General features: G+C 67.7%; 23 protein-coding genes. 7 read left to right on the top strand and 16 right to left on the bottom strand.

Annotated elements, in window-relative coordinates:
• Nucleotides 1-39: 39 nt before the first annotated feature.
• The gene (locus ACJH6I_RS00525) at nucleotides 40-780 is read left to right on the top strand and encodes a dienelactone hydrolase family protein (protein ID WP_406783554.1); all 741 of its coding nucleotides are present in this window, start codon (nucleotides 40-42) and stop codon (nucleotides 778-780) included.
• 44 nt (nucleotides 781-824) lie between these two features.
• Nucleotides 825-1,742, top strand: a complete 918-nt coding sequence (locus tag ACJH6I_RS00520; protein WP_406783553.1) for an HpcH/HpaI aldolase/citrate lyase family protein — start codon at nucleotides 825-827, stop codon at nucleotides 1,740-1,742.
• Here the strand turns inward: ACJH6I_RS00520 and ACJH6I_RS00515 are convergent.
• The 4 genes from ACJH6I_RS00515 to dapB all read right to left on the bottom strand — a co-directional run bounded on the left by ACJH6I_RS00515 (nucleotide 1,736) and on the right by dapB (nucleotide 4,019).
• Entirely contained in the window at nucleotides 1,736-2,215 is a 480-nt protein-coding gene (locus ACJH6I_RS00515) for a hypothetical protein (RefSeq protein WP_406783552.1), read from the bottom strand. The two genes, ACJH6I_RS00520 and ACJH6I_RS00515, sit on opposite strands and share 7 nt — an antisense overlap.
• Nucleotides 2,216-2,357: 142 nt before the next feature.
• Entirely contained in the window at nucleotides 2,358-2,807 is a 450-nt protein-coding gene (locus ACJH6I_RS00510; RefSeq protein WP_318984351.1) for an NAD(P)H-dependent oxidoreductase, read from the bottom strand.
• Entirely contained in the window at nucleotides 2,804-3,274 is a 471-nt protein-coding gene (locus ACJH6I_RS00505) for a tetratricopeptide repeat protein (RefSeq protein ID WP_318984350.1), read from the bottom strand. The genes ACJH6I_RS00510 and ACJH6I_RS00505 overlap by 4 nt, the downstream gene beginning before the upstream one ends.
• 10 nt (nucleotides 3,275-3,284) lie before the next feature.
• Complete coding sequence (gene dapB, locus ACJH6I_RS00500; RefSeq protein WP_406783551.1) at nucleotides 3,285-4,019, bottom strand: 4-hydroxy-tetrahydrodipicolinate reductase; 735 nt, start codon at nucleotides 4,017-4,019, stop codon at nucleotides 3,285-3,287.
• A gap of 35 nt (nucleotides 4,020-4,054) precedes the next feature.
• On the opposite strand from dapB, the gene ACJH6I_RS00495 reads away from it, so the two are divergent.
• Complete coding sequence (locus tag ACJH6I_RS00495) at nucleotides 4,055-4,957, top strand: NAD-dependent epimerase/dehydratase family protein (protein WP_406783550.1); 903 nt, start codon at nucleotides 4,055-4,057, stop codon at nucleotides 4,955-4,957.
• A 12-nt stretch (nucleotides 4,958-4,969) separates the two neighbouring features.
• On the opposite strand, the gene ACJH6I_RS00490 is transcribed toward ACJH6I_RS00495, so the two are convergent.
• Nucleotides 4,970-5,878 carry an SDR family oxidoreductase gene (locus tag ACJH6I_RS00490; protein ID WP_406783549.1) on the bottom strand — a complete coding sequence of 303 codons (909 nt, stop codon included), beginning with the start codon at nucleotides 5,876-5,878 and terminating at the stop codon, nucleotides 4,970-4,972.
• A 111-nt stretch (nucleotides 5,879-5,989) separates the two neighbouring features.
• On the opposite strand from ACJH6I_RS00490, the gene ACJH6I_RS00485 reads away from it, so the two are divergent.
• Entirely contained in the window at nucleotides 5,990-6,550 is a 561-nt protein-coding gene (locus ACJH6I_RS00485) for a TetR family transcriptional regulator (RefSeq protein ID WP_346414979.1), read from the top strand.
• 14 nt (nucleotides 6,551-6,564) lie between these two features.
• Here ACJH6I_RS00485 and ACJH6I_RS00480 read toward each other — a convergent pair whose 3' ends face one another.
• Nucleotides 6,565-7,089 carry an Lrp/AsnC family transcriptional regulator gene (locus tag ACJH6I_RS00480; protein ID WP_406783548.1) on the bottom strand — a complete coding sequence of 175 codons (525 nt, stop codon included), beginning with the start codon at nucleotides 7,087-7,089 and terminating at the stop codon, nucleotides 6,565-6,567.
• Nucleotides 7,090-7,178: 89 nt separating this feature from the next.
• Between ACJH6I_RS00480 and ald the strand changes: the two genes are divergently transcribed.
• Both ald and ACJH6I_RS00470 read left to right on the top strand, forming a co-directional pair.
• On the top strand, nucleotides 7,179-8,285 hold the full coding sequence (gene ald, locus ACJH6I_RS00475) for an alanine dehydrogenase (RefSeq protein ID WP_406783547.1): 1,107 nt from the start codon (nucleotides 7,179-7,181) through the stop codon (nucleotides 8,283-8,285).
• Between the two features lie 113 nt (nucleotides 8,286-8,398).
• Nucleotides 8,399-8,953: a DUF4334 domain-containing protein gene (locus ACJH6I_RS00470; RefSeq protein ID WP_406783546.1), complete on the top strand. Its 555-nt coding sequence runs from the start codon at nucleotides 8,399-8,401 to the stop codon at nucleotides 8,951-8,953.
• Between the two features lie 53 nt (nucleotides 8,954-9,006).
• Here ACJH6I_RS00470 and ACJH6I_RS00465 read toward each other — a convergent pair whose 3' ends face one another.
• The 4 genes from ACJH6I_RS00465 to ACJH6I_RS00450 all read right to left on the bottom strand — a co-directional run bounded on the left by ACJH6I_RS00465 (nucleotide 9,007) and on the right by ACJH6I_RS00450 (nucleotide 14,281).
• Nucleotides 9,007-10,359, bottom strand: a complete 1,353-nt coding sequence (locus ACJH6I_RS00465; RefSeq protein ID WP_406783545.1) for a M16 family metallopeptidase — start codon at nucleotides 10,357-10,359, stop codon at nucleotides 9,007-9,009.
• The gene (locus ACJH6I_RS00460; RefSeq protein WP_346414975.1) at nucleotides 10,337-12,616 is read right to left on the bottom strand and encodes a polyribonucleotide nucleotidyltransferase; all 2,280 of its coding nucleotides are present in this window, start codon (nucleotides 12,614-12,616) and stop codon (nucleotides 10,337-10,339) included. The genes ACJH6I_RS00465 and ACJH6I_RS00460 overlap by 23 nt, the downstream gene beginning before the upstream one ends.
• Before the next feature lie 330 nt (nucleotides 12,617-12,946).
• Entirely contained in the window at nucleotides 12,947-13,216 is a 270-nt protein-coding gene (gene rpsO / locus ACJH6I_RS00455) for a 30S ribosomal protein S15 (protein WP_020101924.1), read from the bottom strand.
• Nucleotides 13,217-13,306: 90 nt separating this feature from the next.
• The gene (locus ACJH6I_RS00450) at nucleotides 13,307-14,281 is read right to left on the bottom strand and encodes a bifunctional riboflavin kinase/FAD synthetase (RefSeq protein WP_212811768.1); all 975 of its coding nucleotides are present in this window, start codon (nucleotides 14,279-14,281) and stop codon (nucleotides 13,307-13,309) included.
• Nucleotides 14,282-14,361: 80 nt separating this feature from the next.
• Between ACJH6I_RS00450 and mntR the strand changes: the two genes are divergently transcribed.
• Nucleotides 14,362-15,072 (top strand): manganese-binding transcriptional regulator MntR, encoded by a 711-nt coding sequence (gene mntR / locus ACJH6I_RS00445; protein ID WP_406783544.1) that lies wholly within the window; start codon nucleotides 14,362-14,364, stop codon nucleotides 15,070-15,072.
• 34 nt (nucleotides 15,073-15,106) lie between these two features.
• Here mntR and ACJH6I_RS00440 read toward each other — a convergent pair whose 3' ends face one another.
• From ACJH6I_RS00440 to ACJH6I_RS00415, 6 genes are all read right to left on the bottom strand, one after another.
• Nucleotides 15,107-16,612, bottom strand: a complete 1,506-nt coding sequence (locus tag ACJH6I_RS00440; RefSeq protein WP_406783543.1) for an aldehyde dehydrogenase family protein — start codon at nucleotides 16,610-16,612, stop codon at nucleotides 15,107-15,109.
• 16 nt (nucleotides 16,613-16,628) lie between these two features.
• On the bottom strand, nucleotides 16,629-17,477 hold the full coding sequence (locus tag ACJH6I_RS00435; protein ID WP_406783542.1) for an SDR family oxidoreductase: 849 nt from the start codon (nucleotides 17,475-17,477) through the stop codon (nucleotides 16,629-16,631).
• Nucleotides 17,474-19,075: an acyl-CoA synthetase gene (locus tag ACJH6I_RS00430; RefSeq protein ID WP_406783541.1), complete on the bottom strand. Its 1,602-nt coding sequence runs from the start codon at nucleotides 19,073-19,075 to the stop codon at nucleotides 17,474-17,476. The genes ACJH6I_RS00435 and ACJH6I_RS00430 overlap by 4 nt, the downstream gene beginning before the upstream one ends.
• Before the next feature lie 8 nt (nucleotides 19,076-19,083).
• Nucleotides 19,084-19,980 (bottom strand): alpha/beta hydrolase, encoded by an 897-nt coding sequence (locus ACJH6I_RS00425; protein WP_244881358.1) that lies wholly within the window; start codon nucleotides 19,978-19,980, stop codon nucleotides 19,084-19,086.
• A gap of 65 nt (nucleotides 19,981-20,045) precedes the next feature.
• Nucleotides 20,046-21,314, bottom strand: coding sequence for an acyl-CoA dehydrogenase family protein (locus ACJH6I_RS00420; protein ID WP_318984341.1), 1,269 nt, complete (start codon nucleotides 21,312-21,314; stop codon nucleotides 20,046-20,048).
• Nucleotides 21,311-22,177, bottom strand: coding sequence for an SDR family oxidoreductase (locus ACJH6I_RS00415; protein WP_318984340.1), 867 nt, complete (start codon nucleotides 22,175-22,177; stop codon nucleotides 21,311-21,313). The genes ACJH6I_RS00420 and ACJH6I_RS00415 overlap by 4 nt, the downstream gene beginning before the upstream one ends.
• Nucleotides 22,178-22,194 lie beyond the last annotated feature (17 nt).

Raw genomic sequence — 22,194 nt, 5'->3', positions numbered from 1 at the left:
CACAGCTTACGTTCTGGGCCGAGGAGTAGAACGGAAGCCATGCCCGTGACCAAGGACACCATCACCACCGCCGACGGCAGCTGCGCCGTCACCATCGCCACCCCTGAAGGCACCGGCGCGTGGCCCGCGGTGGTCATGTACCCCGATGCGGGCGGCCCGCGGCAGACCTTCGACGACATGGCCGCGCGGCTCGCCGCTCTGGGCTACGTCGTGCTGGTGCCGGACATCTACTACCGCGACGCCGGCTGGGCCCCGTTCGACATGGCCACGGCGTTCACCGACGAATCCGAGCGCGGCCGCTTGTTCGGCATGATGCGCAAGGTCACGCAGGACGTCATGGTCGCCGACGCGACAGCCTTCTTCGATTACCTGGCCGGCCGGCCCGACGTCACGGGCGACAAGTTCGGCACCACCGGCTACTGCATGGGCGGCCGCACGTCGTTCGTCATCGCCGGCAAGTTGCCCGACCGGGTCGCGGCGGCGATGTCGTTCCATGGTGGTGGCCTGGTCACCGATACCGAGGACAGCCCGCACCTGCGGGCCGACCGGATCAGCGCCGTCGTGTACGTGGGCGCCGCCGAGGACGACGCGTCCTTCACCGCCGAGCAGGGCGAGATTCTGGACCGCGCCCTGACCGACGCCGGCGTCGAGCACACCGTCGAGTTCTACCCTGCCGCGCACGGCTTCGCGGTACCCGACAACGTCGGCGCCTACGACGAAGCGGCGGCGAAGCGGCACTGGGATGCGATGCAGCGGGTGTTCGGTGCGGCGCTGAAGTAACCCCCGGGGCGGGGGCTGCTCCCGCTGTGCGGGACGATTGATGGGTGTATGACCAGACCAGCACCTATGAACCTGATGCCAACGAGCACGGATCCCGACTGGACCCGGTACTCGCGCGCAGCTGGCTGCTGGTCAACGGCGCGCAATTCGACCGCTTCGCACCGGCCACCCGCTCCAGCGCCGACATCGTCATCATCGATATCGAGGACGCGGTAGCGCCGAAGGACAAGGACGCGGCCCGGGACAACGCTGCACGCTGGCTCGGCGACGGCAACACCGACTGGGTGCGCGTCAACGGCTTCGGCACCCCGTGGTGGGCCGACGACCTGGAGATGCTGTCGAAGACCTCCGTCGGCGGCATCATGCTGGCGATGGTCGAGTCCGTCGACCACGTCACCGAGACCGCCAAGCGACTACCGAACGTGCCGATCGTCGCGCTGGTGGAGACCGCCCGCGGGCTCGAGCGCATCACCGAGATCGCGTCGGCCAAGGGCACGTTCCGGCTGGCGTTCGGTATCGGTGACTTCCGTCGCGACACCGGCTTCGGCGACAACCCGGCAACGCTGGCCTACGCCCGCTCGCGGTTCACCATCGCCGCCAAGGCCGCACATCTGCCCGGCGCGATCGACGGCCCCACCATCGGGTCCAGCTCGCGCAAGCTCAGCGAGGCCACCGCGGTGTCCATCGAGTTCGGCATGACCGGCAAGATCTGCCTCACCCCGGAACAGTGCGCGACGGTCAACGAGGGTCTGTCCCCGTCACTGGACGAAATCGCTTGGGCGCAGGAGTTTTTCGCGGAGTTCGAGCGCGACGGCGGCGAAATCCGCAACGGCTCGGACCTGCCGCGCATCGCCCGCGCCAACAAGATCCTGGATCTGGCGAAGGCGTACGGCATTCACCCGTCGATGTTCGGCGACGACCCCGACCACGTGTCGGCGCCATCGGACACCTACCACTACTGAGCGGCGTCCCCGGCCTTCTTGTCGCGGCGCTTGGCCGGCGTCACCGCCCGGACGATGCCGCGCAGGGCATACCAGCCGGACAGCGCGGCGAAGACGATCAGCGCGATGAACATCGGCAGCCAGCCGGTGCGGGAGTGCTTGAGGTTCCACCAGATGATGCTGAACAGCACGGCCATGATGAAGACCAGGATGTCGCGCAGCCGGCCCTCGCGGTTGAACGCGTAACCGATCGCCGTCGACTTGAGCTGACGACTGCGGTCGACCGCGGCGATGACCTCGTCGATCCGCATGTCGATGGTGCGTTGCAGTTCGGCGCGGCGCTCGGTCTGCTCGGCCGGAATCCGGTCCAGCAGGTCCATGTCGGCCTTGATCGCGGCGCGCACGTCCGGTGGCTTCAGATTTCCCGCCACGGCGCCGAGCAGCGCGCCTCCGGCCAGTGGCGCGGCTCCCAACGCCAGGTCCGCGATTCCCATGGTCGGCTCCTCACTGATCGACGCAAACGTCAATCACCATACGGCGTTTTCACATTTGGTCCTGAACCCAGGGCGCAATTGTTCGAGTGCGGTGCGCCGTCACGTCAGGGTCAATGGTTCTGGGCACCGATAGCCGTCTGACTCAACCCATCAACGTCGCGGCGACCGTAGCCCCCAGATTCCAGCAGGCCTCCACGTCGGCCTTGCTGGGCTTGCCCGAAACCACCACGTACTCAGCCGCTTTCACCCACCCCAGCCCGGTGGTGATGGAGGTGACGGCCTTCTCGGCGCCTTCGGTGCCTTCGTTGCCGTGCAGCCACAGACCGAATGGCCGGCCACGTGTCGCATCGAGGCACGGGTAGTAGATCTGGTCGAACGCGTGCTTCAAGGCACCCGACATGTAGCCCAGGTTCGCCGGCGAGCCGAGCAGATAGCCGTCGGCCTCCAGCACGTCGGCGGCCGACAGCGTCAGCGCCGGACGGCGCACGACGTCGACGCCCTCGATCTCGGGATCGGTTGCTCCGGCGAGCACCGCCTCGAACATCTCCTGGCAGTGCGGAGACGGAGTGTGGTGCACGACAAGGAGTTTCATCGTGATGCCTGCTCCAGCCGGACGGCCTTGCGGATCGTCTCGCGGGCCCGGGTCCGGTCCCCGGCATAGTCGTAGGCCCGGGCCAGCCGGTACCAGCCGCGCCAATCGTCAGGGCTGGCCTCGACTTCGTCGCGCACCGACTCGAACAGTGCGTCGGCGGCGTCGCGTTCGATGCGGCCCGACGGGCGCTTGGGCAGGTCACTGACGTCGAGCTCGACGCCCTCCTCGTGGGCCAGCCGGGCCAGCCGCTGGTGCGCAAAACCGGCGCGCAGCGTGGCAACCATGGCCCACAGGCCGATCAGCGGCAGCACGAAGATACCGATGCCGAGGCCGATCGCCGCGGCCTCTCCCGACTGCATCAGGATGACGCCGGAGCGCCCGAGCATCACGAAGTAGACCACCAGTGCCGCGCACAGGAATGCGACGACCAGCTGGATGCGGAGTACCTGCGAGCTCGGTTTCGTCATCACCGCCCCGTCACAGCCCCATGAGCTTCTCGATGCCGATGGTCAGCCCGGGGTACTTGGCGACCTCACGGACACCGAGCAGCACTCCGGGCACGAACGACGTGCGGTCGATGCTGTCGTGCCGGATCGTCAGCGTCTCGCCCTGCGTGCCGAACAGCACCTCCTGGTGCGCCACCAGACCACGCAGCCGCACCGAGTGCACGGGGATGCCGTCGACGTCGGCGCCGCGCGCGCCCTCCAGGCCGGTGCTCGTGGCATCGGGGTTGGGCGGCAGGCCTTTTCGCGCCTCGGCGATCAGCTGGGCGGTGCGGGTGGCGGTGCCCGACGGGGCGTCGGCCTTCTGCGGGTGGTGCAGCTCGACGACCTCGGCGGACTCGAAGAACGGGGCGGCCAGCTTGGCGAAGTGCATGGACAGCACCGCGCCGATGGCGAAGTTCGGGGCGATCAGCACCGCGACGCCGGGCTTGGCGGCCACCCACTCGCGAACCTGGTCGAGGCGTTCGGCGGTGAAGCCCGTGGTTCCGACGACGGCGTGAATGCCGTTGTCGATGAGGAACTTCAGGTTGTTCATCACGACGTCGGGGTGCGTGAAGTCGACGACGACGTCGGTGCCGCTGTCGGTGAACAGGCTCAGCTCATCGCCGGCGTCGACGCCGACGGTGAACGTCAGATCCTCAGCGGCTTCCACACCGTCGACGATGGTCGCACCGACTTTGCCCTTGGCACCCAGAACTCCGACTCGCATGAGGTCAACCCTAGCGGCCCCCTACTATCAGCCCCATGCGCGGCGCCAAGATCCTCATCACCGGAGTCACCGGCCAGGTGGCCACCCCGATCGCCACCGCCCTGGCGGCCGACAACGAGGTGTGGGGTGTCGCCCGGTTCAACAACCCGCAGGCCCGGCAGAACCTGGAGCAGGCCGGTGTCCGGTGCGCGGCGGTCAACCTGGCGGTCGGCGACTTCGGTGCCCTGCCAACCGATTTCGACTACGTGGTCAACCTCGCGGTGGCCAAGACCGGCCGGTGGGACAAGGACCTCGCGGCCAATGCGGAGTCGGTCGGTCTGCTCATGGCGCACTGTCGCGACGCCAAGGCGTTCCTGCACACCTCGTCAGCGGCGGTGTACGACCCGCCCGGCGACGAGCCGCGTTCGGAGTCGGCGGCGCTGGGCGACAACCACAAGCACCTCTTCCCCACCTATTCGATCTCCAAGATCGCCGGCGAGACGGTCGTGCGCACCATGTCGCGGGTCCTCGATCTGCCGGCCACCATCGCCCGGTTCAACGTGCCGTACGGCGACAACGGCGGCTGGCCGTACTATCAGATGGAGATGATCCTGGCGGGCATCCCGATCCCGGTGCCGCCGGGTGGGCCGGCGCAGTACAACCCGATCCACGAAGACGACATCCTGGCGACGCTGCCGAAGCTGCTGGACGTGGCGTCGGTGCCCGCGACGACCGTGAACTGGTGCGGCGATCAGACCGTCAGCCTGCAGGAATGGTGTACCTACATCGGTGAGCTGGTCGGCCGCGAGCCGGTGTTCGCCGAGGACCCGAACGCGCTGCGCGGCGGCCCGACCGACACGACCCGTATGCACGAACTGATCGGCGGCACCTCGGTCGACTGGCATGACGGCATCCGCCGGCTGGTGACCAAGTTCCACCCGGAGCTGGTCGGCGTCTAGCCGCCCGCTGCCTCAGCCGGCCCGGGGCGCGAAATAGTGACCGGCCTTGAGGTCTTCGAGCAGGGTCGGACGCACGGGATCCCAGCCGAGCAGGGCCCGCGTCTTTTCACTGGAGGTCGGGTTGTCCAGCGCGGCGAAGCCCGCGAGAAAACCGAAGTGGGCCGGGACCTCGTCCGCCGGGATCTGTTGCACCGGCACGCCCAGCCCGTCGCCGATCGCCTGCGCGATGTCGCGGAAGGCGATGCCTTGTTCAGCCGCGCCGTGCAAGACCGAGCCGGCGGGTGCCGACTCCACGGCCAGCCGGTAGAGCCGCGCGGCATCGACGGTGTGCACCGCCGGCCATCGATTCGAGCCGTCACCCTGATACCCGGATCGTCCTGCTGCACGGGCGAATTCGATGAGGCTGGGGATGAAGCCGTGGTGATCGGTGTCCCCGTGCACGGTCGGGGCGAGCCGGACTACCGATGACCGCACGCCGCGTTCGGCCAGCGCGAGCGTCGCCCGTTCTGATGCGCCGCGCGGTGCCGACCGGTCGACGTCGGCGTCCTCGGTACCGAGCCGGCCCGGCTCACCGAAGGCCAGCATGAGCGTGCCCGAGGTGTTCACGAACGGCTTGCCCGAGCCCGCCAGGGCCTTCCCCATGGCCTCTACCGCCCGCAGGTCCAACTGGAGCGAGTCGGCGTAATTGGCGAAGTCGTGCTTGAAGGCCAGATGGATGACGCCGTCGGAAGCGGCAGCCGCGGCAGCGAGGCCGTCCGGGTCATCCAGACTGCCGCGGTGCACCTGCGCGCCCGCGGCGGCGACGGCGGCGGCCGAGGCGTCCGATCTGGCCAGGCCGGTGACGTGGTGACCCGCTTCGAGCAGGTCGCGGACGACCACGGATCCGATGTGCCCGCTGGCGCCGGTGACGAATATGCGCATGGTTTCAACTCCTCAGGTGATGTCAGTCCATGACATCACCAAACGTACACCCGATGTCAGCCACTGTCATCAGTCGTGCTGACAGTCACTGACATCCCCTACAATCCGCCCGTGGGCCGATGGGAACCGAACGCGCAGGGCCGCCTCGAGCAGGCCGCCCTGGAGCTGTATCTGGAGCAGGGCTTCGACGAGACGACGGTCGCCGAGATCGCCGCTCGTGCCGGCCTCACGGAACGCACGTTCTTCCGGCACTTCACCGACAAGCGCGAGGTGCTGTTTCGGGGCCGCGAACTCGCCGACGCGCTCGAGACAGCCATCGACGACGCCCCCGCAGCCACCGCGCCGCTCGACGCCGTCGCCGCGGCACTGGAATCGGTGTCGGATTTCTTCGCCGAGCGCCGCCCGCACGCGCGCCGACGTCAGACGGTGATCAATGCCAACCCCAGCCTGCAGGAGCGCGAACTCATCAAGCTCGCGTCGTTGGCGACGAGCATCGCCGACGCGCTGCGCCGCCGCGGCGTCGCCGATCCCGCGGCCGGCCTGGTCGCCGAGACCGGTATCGCGGTTTTCAAGGTGGCGTTCGACCAGTGGCTCGCCGATCCGGCCGAGCGTAGCCTCGCCGAGCACATCCGCGAGGCACTCGCCGAACTCAAGGCTGCCACCCAATCCTGAACTGCGGCAACTGGTTACAGCGGTGACGCGCCGCGCAGGTGCTCGAAGATCAGCGATGTCTGGGTGCCGGCCACATCGGCGTCGGCGTTGAGGTGCTCGACCACGAACGCCCGCAGATGCGCGGTGTCGCGCGCGGCGACGTGCAGGATGAAGTCGTCGGCGCCCGCCAGGAAGTAGACGTCCATCACCTGCGGCAGCCGCCGCATATGGGCGATGAAGTCGCGAATGCGCGCCCGGGCCCCGGATTGCAGGCTCACCGAGATCATCGCCTGCAGACCCAGGCCGATGGCCGCCGGATCGATGTCGGCATGGAAACCGCGGATCACCCCGAGCTGCTGTAGCCGGCGGACCCGGCCGTGACAGGTCGAAGCGGCGATGCCGACCAGCTCCGCCAACGCGCTGTTGGGAATGCGTGCGTCGGCATGCAGCGCGGTCACGATCTGCCGGTCGATGTCGTCGAGTTCGACGGGCTGAACATCCTTCGGCTGGGCCCCCTCCTGGACCGGCGAATTCGAAGATCGTTCACTAGCAGGCGCCATATTGAGAATTATAATCACAGATATTGCAGGTCAGTCGACGTTTATTCACACTTAGGACACCACCTGATCCGCCCTGAGGAGAACCCCAGATGCACGTCGGCATCCCGACCGAAATCAAGAACAACGAGTACCGGGTGGCCATCACCCCGGCCGGCGTCGCCGAACTGATCAAGCACGGCCATGAGGTGCTGATCCAGGCCGGGGCCGGCGAAGGATCCGCGATCGCGGACACCGACTTCAAGGCCGCCGGCGCGCAGATCGTCACCACCGCGGACCAGGTCTGGGCCGAAGCCGACCTGCTCCTGAAGGTCAAAGAACCCATCGCGGCCGAGTACCACCGCATGCGCAAGGGCCAGACCCTGTTCACCTACCTCCACCTGGCCGCCTCGCGTGAGTGCACCGATGCACTGCTGGCCTCGGGCACCACCTCGATCGCCTACGAAACCGTTCAGACTGCCGACGGCCGCCTGCCCCTGCTCGCCCCGATGAGCGAGGTGGCAGGCCGGCTGTCGGCCCAGGTCGGCGCCTACCACCTGATGCGCAGCCATGGCGGCCGCGGCGTCCTGATGGGCGGCGTGCCCGGCGTCGCCCCGGCCAACGTCGTCGTCATCGGCGGTGGCACCGCGGGCTTCCACGCGGCACAGATCGCCAGCGGCATGGGCGCGCAGGTCACTGTCTTCGACCTGAACCTGGACACCCTGCGCCGGATCGACGCCGAGTTCAACGGCCGGATCCACACCCGGTACTCCTCGAGCCTGGACCTGGAAGACGCCGTCAAGCAGGCCGACCTGGTGATCGGCGCCGTGCTGGTCCCCGGCGCCAAGGCACCGAAGCTCGTGACCAATTCGACTGTGGCCCACATGAAGTCGGGTTCTGTGCTCGTCGACATCGCGATCGACCAGGGCGGCTGCTTCGAGGACTCGAAGCCCACCACGCACGACGACCCGACCTTCGCCGTGCACGACTCGGTCTTCTACTGCGTGGCCAACATGCCCGGCGCCGTGCCGCGCACGTCGACCTACGCACTGACCAACGCGACGCTGCCGTACGTCCTCAAGCTCGCCGACCAGGGCTGGCAGGCGGCGTGCCGCAACGATGCCGCGCTGGCCAAGGGCCTGTCGACGCACGACGGCGAGCTGCTGTGCAGCCAGGTCGCCGCGGACCTCGACCTTCCGCTCGGCCGCGTCGCGCTGTAGCCCCCGAACCTGATACCCATCGCCCGGTCGGCGCAGCGTCGCGCTGGCCGGGCGATGACTTTCCGCCCGCCCGACACTGCCGTTCTTGACAGGTGTCAAGTATTGTCGTGGCCATGCTCTTGCAGGAACTGCTGCCCGCCCCGCCGACCACGGCGGCCGAAGCCCTCGAAATCTTCGATGCCGCGCCGGCCGTCGAACCCGACTTCATGATCGGCACCTGGCACGGCGCCGAAGTACCCACCGGACATCCGATGGACGGCCTGCTGGAAGCCAGCGGCTGGTGGGGCAAGCAATTCATCGACGCCGAAACCGTCCACCCGCTGCTGTTCCCCGACGCCTCCGGCGAAACGCTGTGGCCCCTGAACCCGGTGCTGGCATTCTCCGGCGCCGGACTGGCGAACAAGGTGCCCCTGCACCGACTTCCCGTCGCCAAGACCATCACCGCGTTACGTCCGCTACTGCAGGCGCGTTCGGCCAAGGCTCGGTTGCGCACCACGCGCTATCGCGGAGTCGACACCGCGACAATGGTTTACGACCAGCTGCCCATCAACGACGTGTTCCGCAAGCTGACCGACGACGCCGTCCTGGGCGCCATGGATCTCCGCGGCGAAGCACAGCCGTATTTCTTCGTGCTGCGCCGGGACAACTCGCTTCGCCTCAGCCGCTGACGTGATTTGTGCACGAAAATCCGCGGCCTGCGCGGATAATCGTGCACAAATCCCTAGCCGATGGCGCGCAGCTGCTTCGGCAGTGAGCGCTTGGACCGGTGCGGGCCCAGTACCGCGGCACCGAAGGGCCGCGTCAGCAGTTCGCGCGCAACGGCGTTGACCTCTTCGAGGGTGACCGCGTCGATCGACGCGAGCGTGTCCGAGATCGACTTGTGGTTGCCGTAGTTGAGCTCGGCGCGGCCGATGCGGTGCATGCGGGAACCGGAATCCTCCAGCCCGAGCACCAGACCGCCGCGCATCGAGCCCTTGGCGATGCGCAATTCGTCGGCGGTGATGCCTTCGCGCGCAACGTCTTCCAGCACGTCGGTGGTCACGCGGACCACTTCGTCGAAGCGGTCCGGCAGGCACGCCGAGTACACCGACAGCGCACCGGCATCGGAGAACGTGTCGATCGTGGAGTACACCGAGTAGGCCAGACCACGGTTCTCCCGGATCTGCTGGAACAGCCTCGAACTCAACCCGCCACCGAGCGCGGTGTTGAGCACCGACAGCGCCCAGCGGTGTTCCCAGTTGCGCCCCGGCGTACGCACACCCAGGTACATGTGGGCCTGCTCGGAGTCACGTTTGACGAACTGCAGCGTCGGGGTGCCCGGCACGCGGCCGGCGCCCTTACGCGGCGGCACGGGCTTGCGGCCACGCACCAGGTGCGGCCGAAAGTGCTTGCGCACCATGGCCACAACTTCGTCGTGGTCGACGTTGCCGGCGACGGCGACGACCATCCGGTCCGGGGTGTACCGGCGGACGTGGAACGAGTGCAGCTGGTTGCGGGTCATCGACGTGATCGAATCGATGCTGCCGATCACCGGCCGGCCCACGGGGTGGTTGCCGAACATGGAGCCGAGGAAGACGTCCGCGAGGGTGTCCTCGGGATCGTCGTCGCGCATGGCGATCTCTTCGAGCACCACGTCGCGTTCCAGCTCGACATCGCTTGCGGCACAACGGCCGTTGAGCACGACGTCCGATACCAGGTCGATGGCCAGCCCGAGATCGCTGTCCAGCACGTGGGCGTAGTAGCAGGTGTGCTCGCGCGCGGTGAAGGCGTTCAGCTCACCACCGACGGCATCCATCGACTGGGCGATCTCGACAGCGGTGCGCGTCGGGGTCGACTTGAACAGCAGGTGTTCCAGGAAGTGCGCGGCCCCGGCGACACTGGGGCCCTCGTCGCGTGAACCGACGTTGACCCACACACCGACGGATGCCGAGTGCACGTGCGGCAGGTGTTCGGTGACGACCCGCAGCCCGCCCGGGAGGTTGGTCTTGCGCACGGCGGCCGAGGCCTGCAGCGATGTCGCTGCAGAACCCCGGCCGTCGCGCGTTGTCGATTTAGGAGTTTGCAGGCGCGGCATCTGCCGGTGCAGTCTCCGATTCGGCAGCGGCATCGGCGGTCGAATCCGCCGCTGCCGCACCCTCTTCATCCACAAGGATCAGCGAGATCTTCTGACCCTTGCCACGGTTGTCCGCGGAGATGTCCGCGATCTCCACGCGCAGCTTGTCGCCGACGTTCACGACGTCCTCGACCTTCGCGACGCGCTTGCCCTTGCCGAGCTTGGAGATGTGCACCAGACCGTCACGGCCCGGCAATAGGGACACGAAGGCGCCAAAATCAGTGGTCTTGACCACCGTGCCGAGGAACCGCTCACCGATCTTGGGCAGCTGCGGGTTGGCGATGGCGTTGATCTTGTCGATCGCCGCCTGCGCCGCCTCGCCGTTCGAGGCGCCGACGAACACGGTGCCGTCGTCCTCGATGGAGATGTTCGCACCAGTCTCCTCGGTGATCTGGTTGATCACCTTGCCCTTGGGCCCGATCACCTCACCGATCTTGTCGACCGGCACCTTGATGGTGGTGATGCGCGGCGCGTACGGGCTCATCTCGTCCGGCTCGTCGATGGCCTCGGCCATCACGTCCAGGATGGTCAGACGCGCGTCCTTGGCCTGGGCCAGGGCACCGGCCAGCACCTTGGACGGGATGCCGTCCAGCTTGGTGTCCAGCTGCAGGGCGGTGACGAAGTCCTTGGTGCCGGCGACCTTGAAGTCCATGTCACCGAAGGCATCCTCGGCGCCCAGGATGTCGGTCAGGGCGACGTAGCGGGTCTCGCCGTCTACCTCGTCGGACACCAGGCCCATGGCGATACCGGCAACCGGGGCCTTCAGCGGCACACCGGCGTTCAGCAGCGCCAGGGTCGAGGCACAGACCGAACCCATCGAGGTGGAACCGTTGGAGCCCAACGCTTCCGAGACCTGACGGATGGCGTACGGGAACTCCTCGACGCTCGGCAGCACCGGCATCAGGGCCCGCTCGGCCAGCGCACCGTGGCCGATCTCGCGGCGCTTGGGCGAACCCACGCGGCCGGTCTCACCGGTCGAGTACGGCGGGAAGTTGTAGTGGTGCATGTAGCGCTTGGTGGTCTCGGGACCGAGCGAGTCGATCTGCTGAGCCATCTTGATCATGTCCAGCGTGGTGATACCCATGATCTGGGTCTCGCCGCGCTCGAACAGCGCGCTGCCGTGCGCCCGCGGGATCACGGCGACCTCGGCGCTCAGGGCGCGGATGTCGGTGATGCCACGGCCGTCGATGCGGAAGTGGTCGGTCAGGATGCGCTGGCGAACCAGCTTCTTGGTCAGCGAGCGGAACGCCGCACCGATCTCCTTCTCGCGGCCGGCATAGGTCTCGGCGAGGCGAGAGAGCACCTCGACCTTGATTTCGTCGGTGCGCTCTTCACGCTCCTGCTTGCTTGCGATGGTCAGCGCCTGCGACAGCGCGTCGGTGGCCACCGCGGCGACGGCCTGGAAGGCGTCGTCGGCGTAGTCGGGGAACAGCGGGAATTCGCCGGTCTCCTTGGCGGCAGCCTCGGCCAGCTCGGCCTGGGCGGTGCACAGTGCGGCGATGAACGGCTTGGCGGCCTCCAGGCCCTCGGCCACGACGGCCTCGGTGGGGGCGCCGGCGCCACCGGCGATCAGGTCGATCACGTTGTCGGTGGCCTCGGCCTCGACCATCATGATCGCGACGTCACCTTCAACCTTGCGGCCGGCGACGACCATGTCGAAGACAGCCTTCTCGAGCTGCTCGTTGGTCGGGAACGCGACCCACTGGCCCTCGATCAGCGCGACGCGGACGCCACCGACCGGACCGGAGAACGGCAGACCGGCCAGCTGGGTGGACGCCGACGCGGCGTTGATGGCCACGACGTCGTACAGGTCCTTGGGGTCCAGGCTCAGCACGGTGACGACGACCTGGATTTCGTTGCGCAGGCCCGAGACGAACGACGGGCGCAGCGGCCGGTCGATCAGGCGGCAGGTCAGGATCGCGTCGGTGGAGGGCCGGCCCTCGCGACGGAAGAACGAGCCGGGGATGCGGCCCGCGGCGTACATGCGCTCCTCGACATCCACCGTCAGGGGGAAGAAGTCGAAGTGGTCCTTGGGGCTCTTGCTGGCCGTGGTGGCCGACAGGAGCATGGTCTCGTCGTCCAGGTAGGCGACGACGGAGCCGGCGGCCTGACGTGCCAGACGGCCGGTCTCGAAGCGGATGGTGCGGGTGCCGAAGCTCCCGTTGTCGATGACGGCGGTCGACTCGAACACGCCCTCTTCAATTTCAACTGCAGACATGGATGTCGCAATAACCTCTCTGGGCCCGCCCTATGCGGGTTCCGTTTTTTCTGGTTCCTCTTTGTTACTGCTGTCGCATCGTCACACGCGAGCATCCAGAAAACCCGAAAACCATCCCGCTTACTGCTGACGGCCGTCGATCGAAGCGGCCGGGGTTCATGCCCCGGCAGCCACTACCGAAGACCGCCCCACGAGGTTCAGGCGGACGCTGTGTGACGTTCCGACGTCTTGGGCGCTGGGCCCAAAACAGTTTTATGTTACTACCCGTACCAACAGCCATCGCCAGGCCTGCCGGAGCAGACCTGGCGATGGTCGTGAATCAGTGGTGCGTCAGCGACGCAGACCCAGACGCTCGATCAGCGAGCGGTACCGCGCGACGTCGACCTGAGCGACGTACTTGAGCAGCCGGCGGCGACGGCCGACCAGCAGCAGCAGGCCACGACGGCTGTGGTGGTCGTGCTTGTGCTGCTTGAGGTGCTCGGTCAGGTCCGAGATGCGCTTGGTCAGCAGGGCGACCTGAGCCTCCGGCGAACCGGTGTCGGTCTCATGCAGGCCGTACTGACCCAGGATCTCTTTTTTCTGCTCGGCAGTGAGTGCCACGAAACAACTCCATCAATTCGGTCCGCGAAGAACAACGAGGGCGCGGCCGCCGCGAACTGCAGCACGCGCGTCGGGCAGTTTATCAGGAAGCTACTGCGGAACCAGAATCGCGCGAGCCCGCTGCGTATCGCGGTCCATCGCCACGACGAGGTCGTCCACCGACTCGAACTTCTCCTGGCCGCGGATCCGCGAGACGAAGTCGACCGCCACGTGCTGTCCGTACAGGTCTGCCTCGGTGTCGAGCACGAAGGCCTCGACGGTGCGCGTACGCCCGGAGAACGTCGGATTGGTACCCACCGACACCGCGGCCTGGTAGCGCTCCCCCGGCGTCACGGTGCCGACCGACGGCCCGTGCCCCAGGACGGTGAACCACGCGGCGTAGACGCCGTCCGCCGGGATCGCCGAGTGCATGGGCGGGGCGACGTTGGCGGTCGGGAAGCCCAGCCCACGGCCGCGGCCGTCACCCCGGACGACGACGCCCTCGACGCGGTGCGGGCGGCCCAGGGCCTCGGTCGCGGCGGCCATGTCACCGGCGTCCACGCACGACCGGATGTAGGTCGACGAGAAGGTGACGGTCTCGGCCTGGTGGTGCTCGGCCACCAGCGAGATGCCCTCGACCGCGAAGCCGAAGCGCTCGCCGGCCTTGCGCAGGAGTGGAACGTTGCCACCGGCCTTCTTGCCGAAGGTGAAGTTTTCGCCGACCACGACCTCGAGGACGTGCAGGCGCTCGACGAGCAGCTCGTGCACGTACCGCTCGGGGGTCAGCTTCATGAAGTCGGTGGTGAACGGCATCACCAGGAACACGTCGACGCCGAGTTCCTCGACCAGTTCGGCCCGGCGGGTCAGCGTCGTCAGCTGCGCGGGATGACTGCCCGGGAGGACCACTTCCATCGGATGCGGATCGAACGTCATCAGCACCGTGGGTACGCCGCGAGACCGGCCGGCCTTCACCGCATGGCTGATCAGTTCTGCATGTCCACGATGTACGCCATCGAATACCCCGATGGTGAGCACACATCGGCCCCAATCCGTGGGGATCTCGTCCTGCCCACGCCAGCGTTGCACGCCCGCAAGCCTACGGCGCGCCGCCGCGGCAGGCACCGTGAGATCCCCGGATGAGGTGACGATTGCCTAAACTTTGTGCTGTGAGTCCTGCAGAAGACGCCGGCAATACGCCGGATCTATCCACGGTCGCCCAGGACTACCTCAAAGTCATCTGGACCGCGCAGGAGTGGTCGCGCGAGAAAGTCAGCACGAAGATGCTGGCAGAACGCATCGGGGTGTCGGCCTCGACGGCCTCCGAGTCGATTCGCAAGCTTGCCGATCAGGGCCTGGTGCACCACGAGAAGTACGGCGCGGTGACGCTGACCGACACCGGCCGCAGCGCGGCGCTGGCCATGGTGCGACGGCACCGCTTGATGGAGACGTTCCTGGTGCGCGAGCTCGGCTACGGCTGGGACGAGGTGCACGACGAAGCCGAGGTGCTCGAGCACGCGGTGTCGGACCGGATGCTGGACCGCATCGACGCCAAGCTCGGCTTCCCGACCCGCGACCCGCACGGCGACCCGATCCCCGCGGCCGACGGCCAGGTGCCGACTCCCCCCGCCCGGCAGCTGTCCGCGTGCGCGGACGGCGACGCCGGCACGGTCGCCCGGATTTCCGATCACGACCCCGAGATGCTGCGGTACTTCGACAGCGTCGGGATCACGCTCGACTCCCATCTGCGCGTGGTGGCCCGGCGCGACTTCGCCGGGATGATCTCGGTGGCGGTCACGGCCGCCGACGCCGTGAACGACGACACGACGACCGTCGACCTGGGCAGCCCGGCGGCGGAAGCGATCTGGGTCGTCGCCTGATCCAGGTGGCCCTGTCGGCCTGCCGTTGTGCCGGTCAACCGAGCCTGCGAAGCAGGTCGCGGGCACCGAGAAGACGCCCCACGCGGTGCACGATCGCCCCGCGAATCGCGGTGTACGGGTACCAGATGAACTCGCTGTCCGGGTGCACACGAGCGGACACGATCGCCTGTGGCCGTACGTATTTGAGCACGGCGTCGGCGCCGTTACGGCGGCCCAGCCCGGACTGCTTCCAGCCGCCCTGCGGCAGCGACAGCGTGAACAGATTGCCGAACACGTCGTTGATGTTCACCGCGCCGACATCGAGCCGGCGCGCCACTCGTTCCGCCCGAGTTCTGTTGCCGCAGAACACCGTCGCCGACAAGCCGTAATCCGAGTCGTTGGCCAGCCGGACCGCCTCGTCGTCGTCCCGCACCTTCATGATCGGCAGCGTCGGACCGAACGTCTCCCGCTGCATACACAGCATGGTGTGGTCGACGTCGACCAGGACCGTGGGCTCGAAGAAGCCGGTGCTCTCGACCCGTGCGCCGCCGGTCAGCACCGTGGCGCCGCGGGCCACCGCATCGTCCACGTGCTGTTGCACGATCGCCAGCTGCGACTCGGTGGCCAACGGCCCCACGTCATACCGGAATTGCTGATCGTCCTCCCCCACGCGCAAGGCTTTCAGCTTCTCGACAACGAGACCGACGAACTCGTCGTACACACCCGCCTGCACGTAGACCCGTTCGACCGAGGTACACATCTGCCCCGAATTGGCCATGCCGCCCCACACCGCCGCATTCGCGGCCCGCGCCACGTCCGCGTCGTCGAGCACGATCATCGCGTCCTTGCCACCGAGTTCCAGACCGCACGGAATCAACCGCTCGGCAGCCGCATGCGCGATGGCCTTGCCGGTTCGCGTCGACCCCGTGAACTGGATGTAGTCGACGTTGTCGACGACAGCCGCCCCGGTCTCTGCGGCACCGGTCACGCACTCCAGAACCCGCGGCGCCCCAACGGCTTTCCAGCCGTCAACCGCCGCTGCCACCGTCAACGGGGTGAACTCCGAGGGCTTGACCACCACGGCAGCCCCGGCGAGCAACGCGGGCACGGCATCCAGCAGCGACAGCCCCAGCGGGAAGTTCCACGGGGTGATCACACCCACGACCGGGTACGGCCGCTGCACCAGAAGTTGGCGTTTGGTCGCCGCGATCATGCCGTGGCGCGGCGGCGTGCGGTCCGCGAGCAATCCGGGTGCGGTCCGCGCGTAGTAGTTGATCGCATCCACGATGTACGGGATCTCGAGATTGGCCTCGGCCCATGGCTTGCCGGTCTCGCGCTGCAGCGTCACCGCCAGCCGACATTCGTTGTCCAGCAACCAGTCCCGGTATTTCAGCAGATGCGCTGCCCGCGCTCGCGGCGACAGGCCGGCCCACCCGGCCTGTTCGACACGGAGGTCCGCGATCACCGCGGCCACCGCCTCGACGCTCATCGCCGGTACCGAATCGATGACCCGGCCATCAGCCGGAGAACAGACCGTGATGGTGGCCGTGGCTGAAGTCAACGTTGGCGCCTTTCGGTCAATGCTGGAGTCTGCTGTGGTACGCCGCGCGCACCGCGGCGTCGGTATGGGTGAACGCGGTGTCGAAGTGCGCGGTGTGGGAAATCCAGTGCCGGGCACCGTCCGGCAGCGCGCCCAGGATCTTGATCATCGCGCCGAGTGCTTGCGGCACAGCCACTTTCGATCTACCTCGCGTGACGGCCTCGACGATGGCCGCCGCCACGTCGTCGGGTTCCACTTCGCTGATGGGCTGAATCCACCGAGGGGCGCTGTGGCCCGCCGAGAGCTCGGTGTGCACGACACCCGGGAGCACCGCGGTGACGTCGATGCCGGCGGCGGCGAGTTCGAGGTGCAGGGTCTCGGTGAATCCGACGACGGCATGCTTGGTGGCGCAGTAGGTGGCGAGACCGGGGAACGCACTGACGCCGGCCAGTGAGGCGACGTTCACGATGTGACCGCCGCGCCCACGCATCCGGATGGCGGCCTGTTTCGATCCGTTCAGCACGCCTCCGAGATTGATGGCGACCATGCGGTCGGTCATCTCGTCGGTCTCGTCGGCGAACAGCCCCGTGGGCATGATGCCGGCGTTGTTGATCAGGATGTCGACGGGTCCCAGCCGGCTCTCGACGTCGTCGAGGAAATCCGCGAACGACGCCCGGCTCGTGACATCGAGGTGTAGTCCGCAGACCTGTTCGCCAGTGGCGGCGAATTCGGCGGCGGTCTTCTCGACCAGCTCGACATCGACGTCACCGAGGGCGACCCGCGCACCGGCGCGCAGGAAGGCCAGACCGGTCGCACGCCCGATGCCCCTGGCACCGCCGGTGATCGCCACCACGCGGCCACGAATGTCGTTGTTCTTCTTGGTCATCGCTCCATCGCCTTGTGCAATTGCGCCTTGAGCACCTTGCCGGTCTCGTTGCGGGGCAGGACGTCGACGAACACGACATCGCGCGGCACTTTGTGCCGCGCGAGGCCGGCCCGGACGTAGCTCTTGACCTCGTCGGCGTCGATGTCGGCGCCGGGACGGCGTACCACGAACGCGCACAACCGCTTTCCGAACTCGGCGTCGTCCACGCCGACCACCGAGGTTTCCACCACCGCGGGATGTCCGGCGAGCAGATTCTCGACCTCCAACGGGAAGACGTTCTCACCGCCGGACACGATCATGTCGTCCTCCCGGCCGTCGACGAACCACAATCCGTTCTCGTCGAAGTGGCCGGTGTCACCCGACGACAGCAAGCCGTCGACGGACTCCTTGTTACCGCCGTCGGTGTAACCGGCGAAGCTGAGGCCGCTGGAGACGAAAAGTGTTCCGCTGCGGCCGGGTTCGGTGATCCGGCGGCGCTGCTCGTCGTACGCGGCGAGGGTGCAGCCGACCGGCGGGCGCCCCACAGTGCCCGGCGCGCTGCGCAATTCGCTCGGGGTGGCGACCGCCGCGACGGCGACCTCCGTCGACCCGTAGAGGTTGTAGAGCACGTCACCGAAAGCGTCCATGGTGCGGCGGCACAGATCCGGGGACAGCGCCGAACCCGCGGCGAACACGACCCGCAGCGACGACGTGTCATGACGCGCCAGGACCTCGGGGCCGAGGTCGAGAATCCGGGTCAGCATCGTAGGCACGACGATGAGCGCCCCCACCCGGTGGCGTTCGATCGCCGCGAGCGTCGCCTCGGGATCGAACCGGCGCGCGAGCACGACACGGTTACCGAGCGCCAAACCCAAAGCGCAGGTGGCCAATCCAGTGGCATGGAACATCGGGGCGGCGACGTAGTAGGCACCGCCCGACGGCCACGGAATCCGGTCCAGTAGTTGCGCGGACTGCAACGGGCTGACCTTGTTCCGCGGCGCACCCTTCGGCGTGCCGGTGGTGCCACTGGTCAGCAGGACCATGCCCCCGACCGAGGCCGGCGCGGGCAACGGTGCCGTCGACCGGCCCGCGGCGAGCGCCGCCAGGCCGCTCACGCCGGACCAGCCGATGCGGTCGACCTCGAACGGCAGGACGTCGATCAGGTCGGTGAACTCGTCGTCGGCGATCACCGCGGTGACGTTCTCCCGCTTGCACACGTCGGCCAGCTGCGGCGCCGCGAACCCGGTGTTGAGCAGAACCACTCTGGCGCCGACCTTTCCGGCGGCGAACAGCGACAGCATCAGCGCGCGGTGGTTTCGTGCGATCAGGCCGATCACGGCGCCTGCCCCGATCCCGCGGCCGGCCAGGCCCCGCGCCAATCCGTTCGACGTCGCTTCCAGGTCGGCGAAGCTCAGCGTGCCGTCCTCATCGGTGAGTGCCGGGGCATCGCCGTAACGCGATGCGACGTGTCCCACCAACCCACCGAACGACCCGTAGCGCCGCAGGCCCCGGGACGCGGCTATCGCGTCCAGCGGTCGACAGACGTCCACCAATCCCCTGCGCTGCAACACGATGGCGGCCTCGACCACATCGCGCACCTGATCCAGTAGCTGTGTCATCACGTCCTTCAGTCCTGTGCCACGGGCTGGCCGGGCTGCGTCACGGCCGCCCGGAGAAACTCACCGCCTGCCGTCATGCTGTCCAGACTTCCGTCGCGGCTGCGCGGAAACATCCAATAGGCGTGCGCCAGTCCCGGCCAGACGCGTTGCTCGCAGTGGCCCCCGGCGGCCACGACCCGGGCAGCGAACGCCTCGGCATCGGCACGCATCACTTCCCTTGTGCCATAGTGCAACTGAATGGGCGGCAGGGTCTCGAGGTCAGCGTTAAGCAGGCACAGCCGTGGGTCCTCGATATCGGCGCCACCCACGTACAACGCCACGGCACGGGCGGCTCCCCGTGGATCGAACGGCTGCCGGCGCACCCTCGGGTCAGCCATCGGCGCTCGGTAGGCCGGGTCGATCAACGGGCCCCACAACGCCAGGGCCGCGGGTGCCGGTAGCCCTTCCCGCTTTGCCCGCAGGGCCGTCGCCACCGCGAGGTGACCGCCCGCCGAATCGCCGGCGATCACGACTTTGCGTGGGTCGTAACCCTGGACCAGTAGCCACCGATACGCGGCCATCGCCGCGTCCTCGGCCGCGGGAAAGGTGTTCTCCGGGGCCAGCGGATAACCGATGACCAAGGCCGGCAGCCCCGAATGCTGCGAGACGTACGACGCGAACCCGCGATGCGTGCGCGGTGAGCAGATCAGGTAGCCGCTGCCGTGGAGTACCAGCACAACGCCCGCGTCGTCGCGGGCGCCCGGAGCGCGGACCCACTCACCACGCAGTGGCGCGTCGACCGGCTCGACCCGGGTTCCGGCGACCACGGGGCTGAGGCCGACGATCGCGGTGTTCGCGGCCGGCCGCAGGCGGGTGATCAACCACGGGTTGGCGGTCAGCAGCCGCAGGGCGACACCGAAAGTCATGCGTGCAGCCGAGTTCGCAGTCATCCGATCGACAATCGCCATCATGGTGAGTGGGGCCGCGGGTCTCATCCGGCGAGCAGCCCCTTCGCAATGTGGGTCACCTGGACCTCATTGCTGCCCGCATAGATCATCAGCGACTTGGCATCCCGGGCAAGTTGTTCGACGCGGTACTCGGCCATGTAACCGTTGCCACCGAACAGTTGCACGGCGTCCATGGCCACCTCGGTCGCGACCTCCGACGAGTACAGCTTGACCGCGGACGCCTCCGACAGCGACGGAATCTTCCCGGCCTGCACCTTCTCCAGCGTCTGGAACACCATGTTCTGCACGTTGATTCGGGCGATCTCCATCTTGGCCAGCTTGAGCTGGATCAGCTGGAACTGCCCGATGTTCTGGCCCCAGAGCGTGCGGGTCCTGGCGTAGTCGAGGCAACGCCGGTGGCATTCGTTGATGATGCCCAACGCCATCAGCGCGACGCCGAGCCGTTCGGCGACGAAATTCGCCCGGGCGCTTTCCCGCCCGTCGCCGCCGCCGTGATCTTCGGTCTCGCCGAGCAGACGGTCCGGCGTGATGCGCACGTTGTCGAAGAACAGCTCGCCCGTCGGCGAGGACATCATGCCCATCTTCTTGAAGGCCCTGCCCTGCGTCAGCCCCGGCATCCCCGCCTCGAGGACGAACGTCAGCACCTTGCGGTTGCGGCGATCGGCATCGGGATCGCCTTCATCCAGCTTGGCGTACACGATCAGCACGTCGGCATCGGGGCCGTTGGTGATGAACGTCTTCTGGCCGTTGAGGATGTAGTCGGCCCCATCACGCTTGACGTAGGTCTTCATGCCGCCGAACGCATCTGAGCCGGCATCCGGCTCGGTGATCGCCCAGCACGCGATCTTCTCCAGCGTCACCAGCTCGGGCAGCCAGCGCTCCTTCTGCGCCAAGGTGCCGCGGCTGGCGATGGTGGCCGCACCCAATCCCAGGCTGACACCGACGGTGCTCAGCAGACCGATACTGACCCCGGCGATCTCGGACACCAGCACCGCGGCCATCGACATCTGCCCACCGAGATCGCCCATGCCGGCGGACGAGCCCGCGCGCTTCTCCCGCTTCGGCTCCCCCGCAGCCACCGCGGCGGCCTTCGCCCGCTCCTTCTCCAGCATGGTCTTGACCGCTTCCGCGGCCACCGCGTCAAGTCCGAACTCGCTGAACAGTTTCCGCACGACCGGATACGGCGATATCTCGCCGCGCTCCAATCCGTCCCGGTGCGGCTCGATCTCCTTGTCGATGAACTCGCGGACACTCTCGCGAATGAGTTCATCGGATTCAGACCACTCGATCATGACAACCTCGCCGCGATGTCGTCGATCTCCCACAGGCCGTCGGTCTCGATGGTCGACACGTCGTGCCAGCCGCCGAGTTCGGAAATCGCACCGCCCTGCACCGCGAAAACCTTTCCGGTGACGGGGCATTTCTCGGTCGCCAGGTAGGCGACCAGCGGCGAGATGTTCGCCGGGCTGAACAGGTCGACCTCGCCCTCATCGGGTTCGGCCATCAGGGCACCCATGCCCGGGGTGGCGAGCGTGAGCCGGGTGCGCGCGATGGGGGCGATGGCGTTGGCCCGCACGCCATAGCGCTCGAGTTCTTCCGCCGCCACCAACGTCAACGCCGCGATACCCGCCTTGGCCGCGCCGTAGTTCGCCTGGCCCGCGTTGGGGATGGTCAGGCCCGACCCCGATGCCGTGTTGATGACCGAGGCGTTCGGCTGGTTACCGGCCTTGCTCTGCGCCTTCCAGTAGGCGGCGGCGTGCCGGAGCACCGAGAAGTGGCCCTTGAGGTGCACCGAAACCACAGCGTCCCACTGTGATTCCTCGAGCGTCGGGATGAAACCGTCACGCAGAATCCCGGCGTTGTTGACCACGATGTCGAGACCACCGAACTCGCTGACCGCCTGATCGATCAGACCGGCCGCGCCCGCCCAGCTGGCGATGTTGTCGGTGTTGGCGACGGCTGTTCCGCCGGCGGCGACGATCTCGTCGACCACTTCCTGTGCCGGGCCGGCATCGGCGCCCTCACCGGAGTTGCTCCCGCCGAGGTCGTTGACGACGACGCTGGCCCCCTCTCGCGCGAACAGCAGCGCGTGTTCGCGGCCGATGCCGCGCCCGGCGCCGGTGATGACGGCGATCCGTCCTGCCAAAGCTCCCATGTCTGAAGTCCTTTCAA

Source organism: Mycobacterium sp. SMC-13 (assembly GCF_045311035.1).
In the GTDB taxonomy this organism is placed as follows: domain Bacteria; phylum Actinomycetota; class Actinomycetes; order Mycobacteriales; family Mycobacteriaceae; genus Mycobacterium.
Note: the sequence above shows the minus strand (reverse complement) of the source record. Positions and strands in the feature narration are given on the sequence as shown.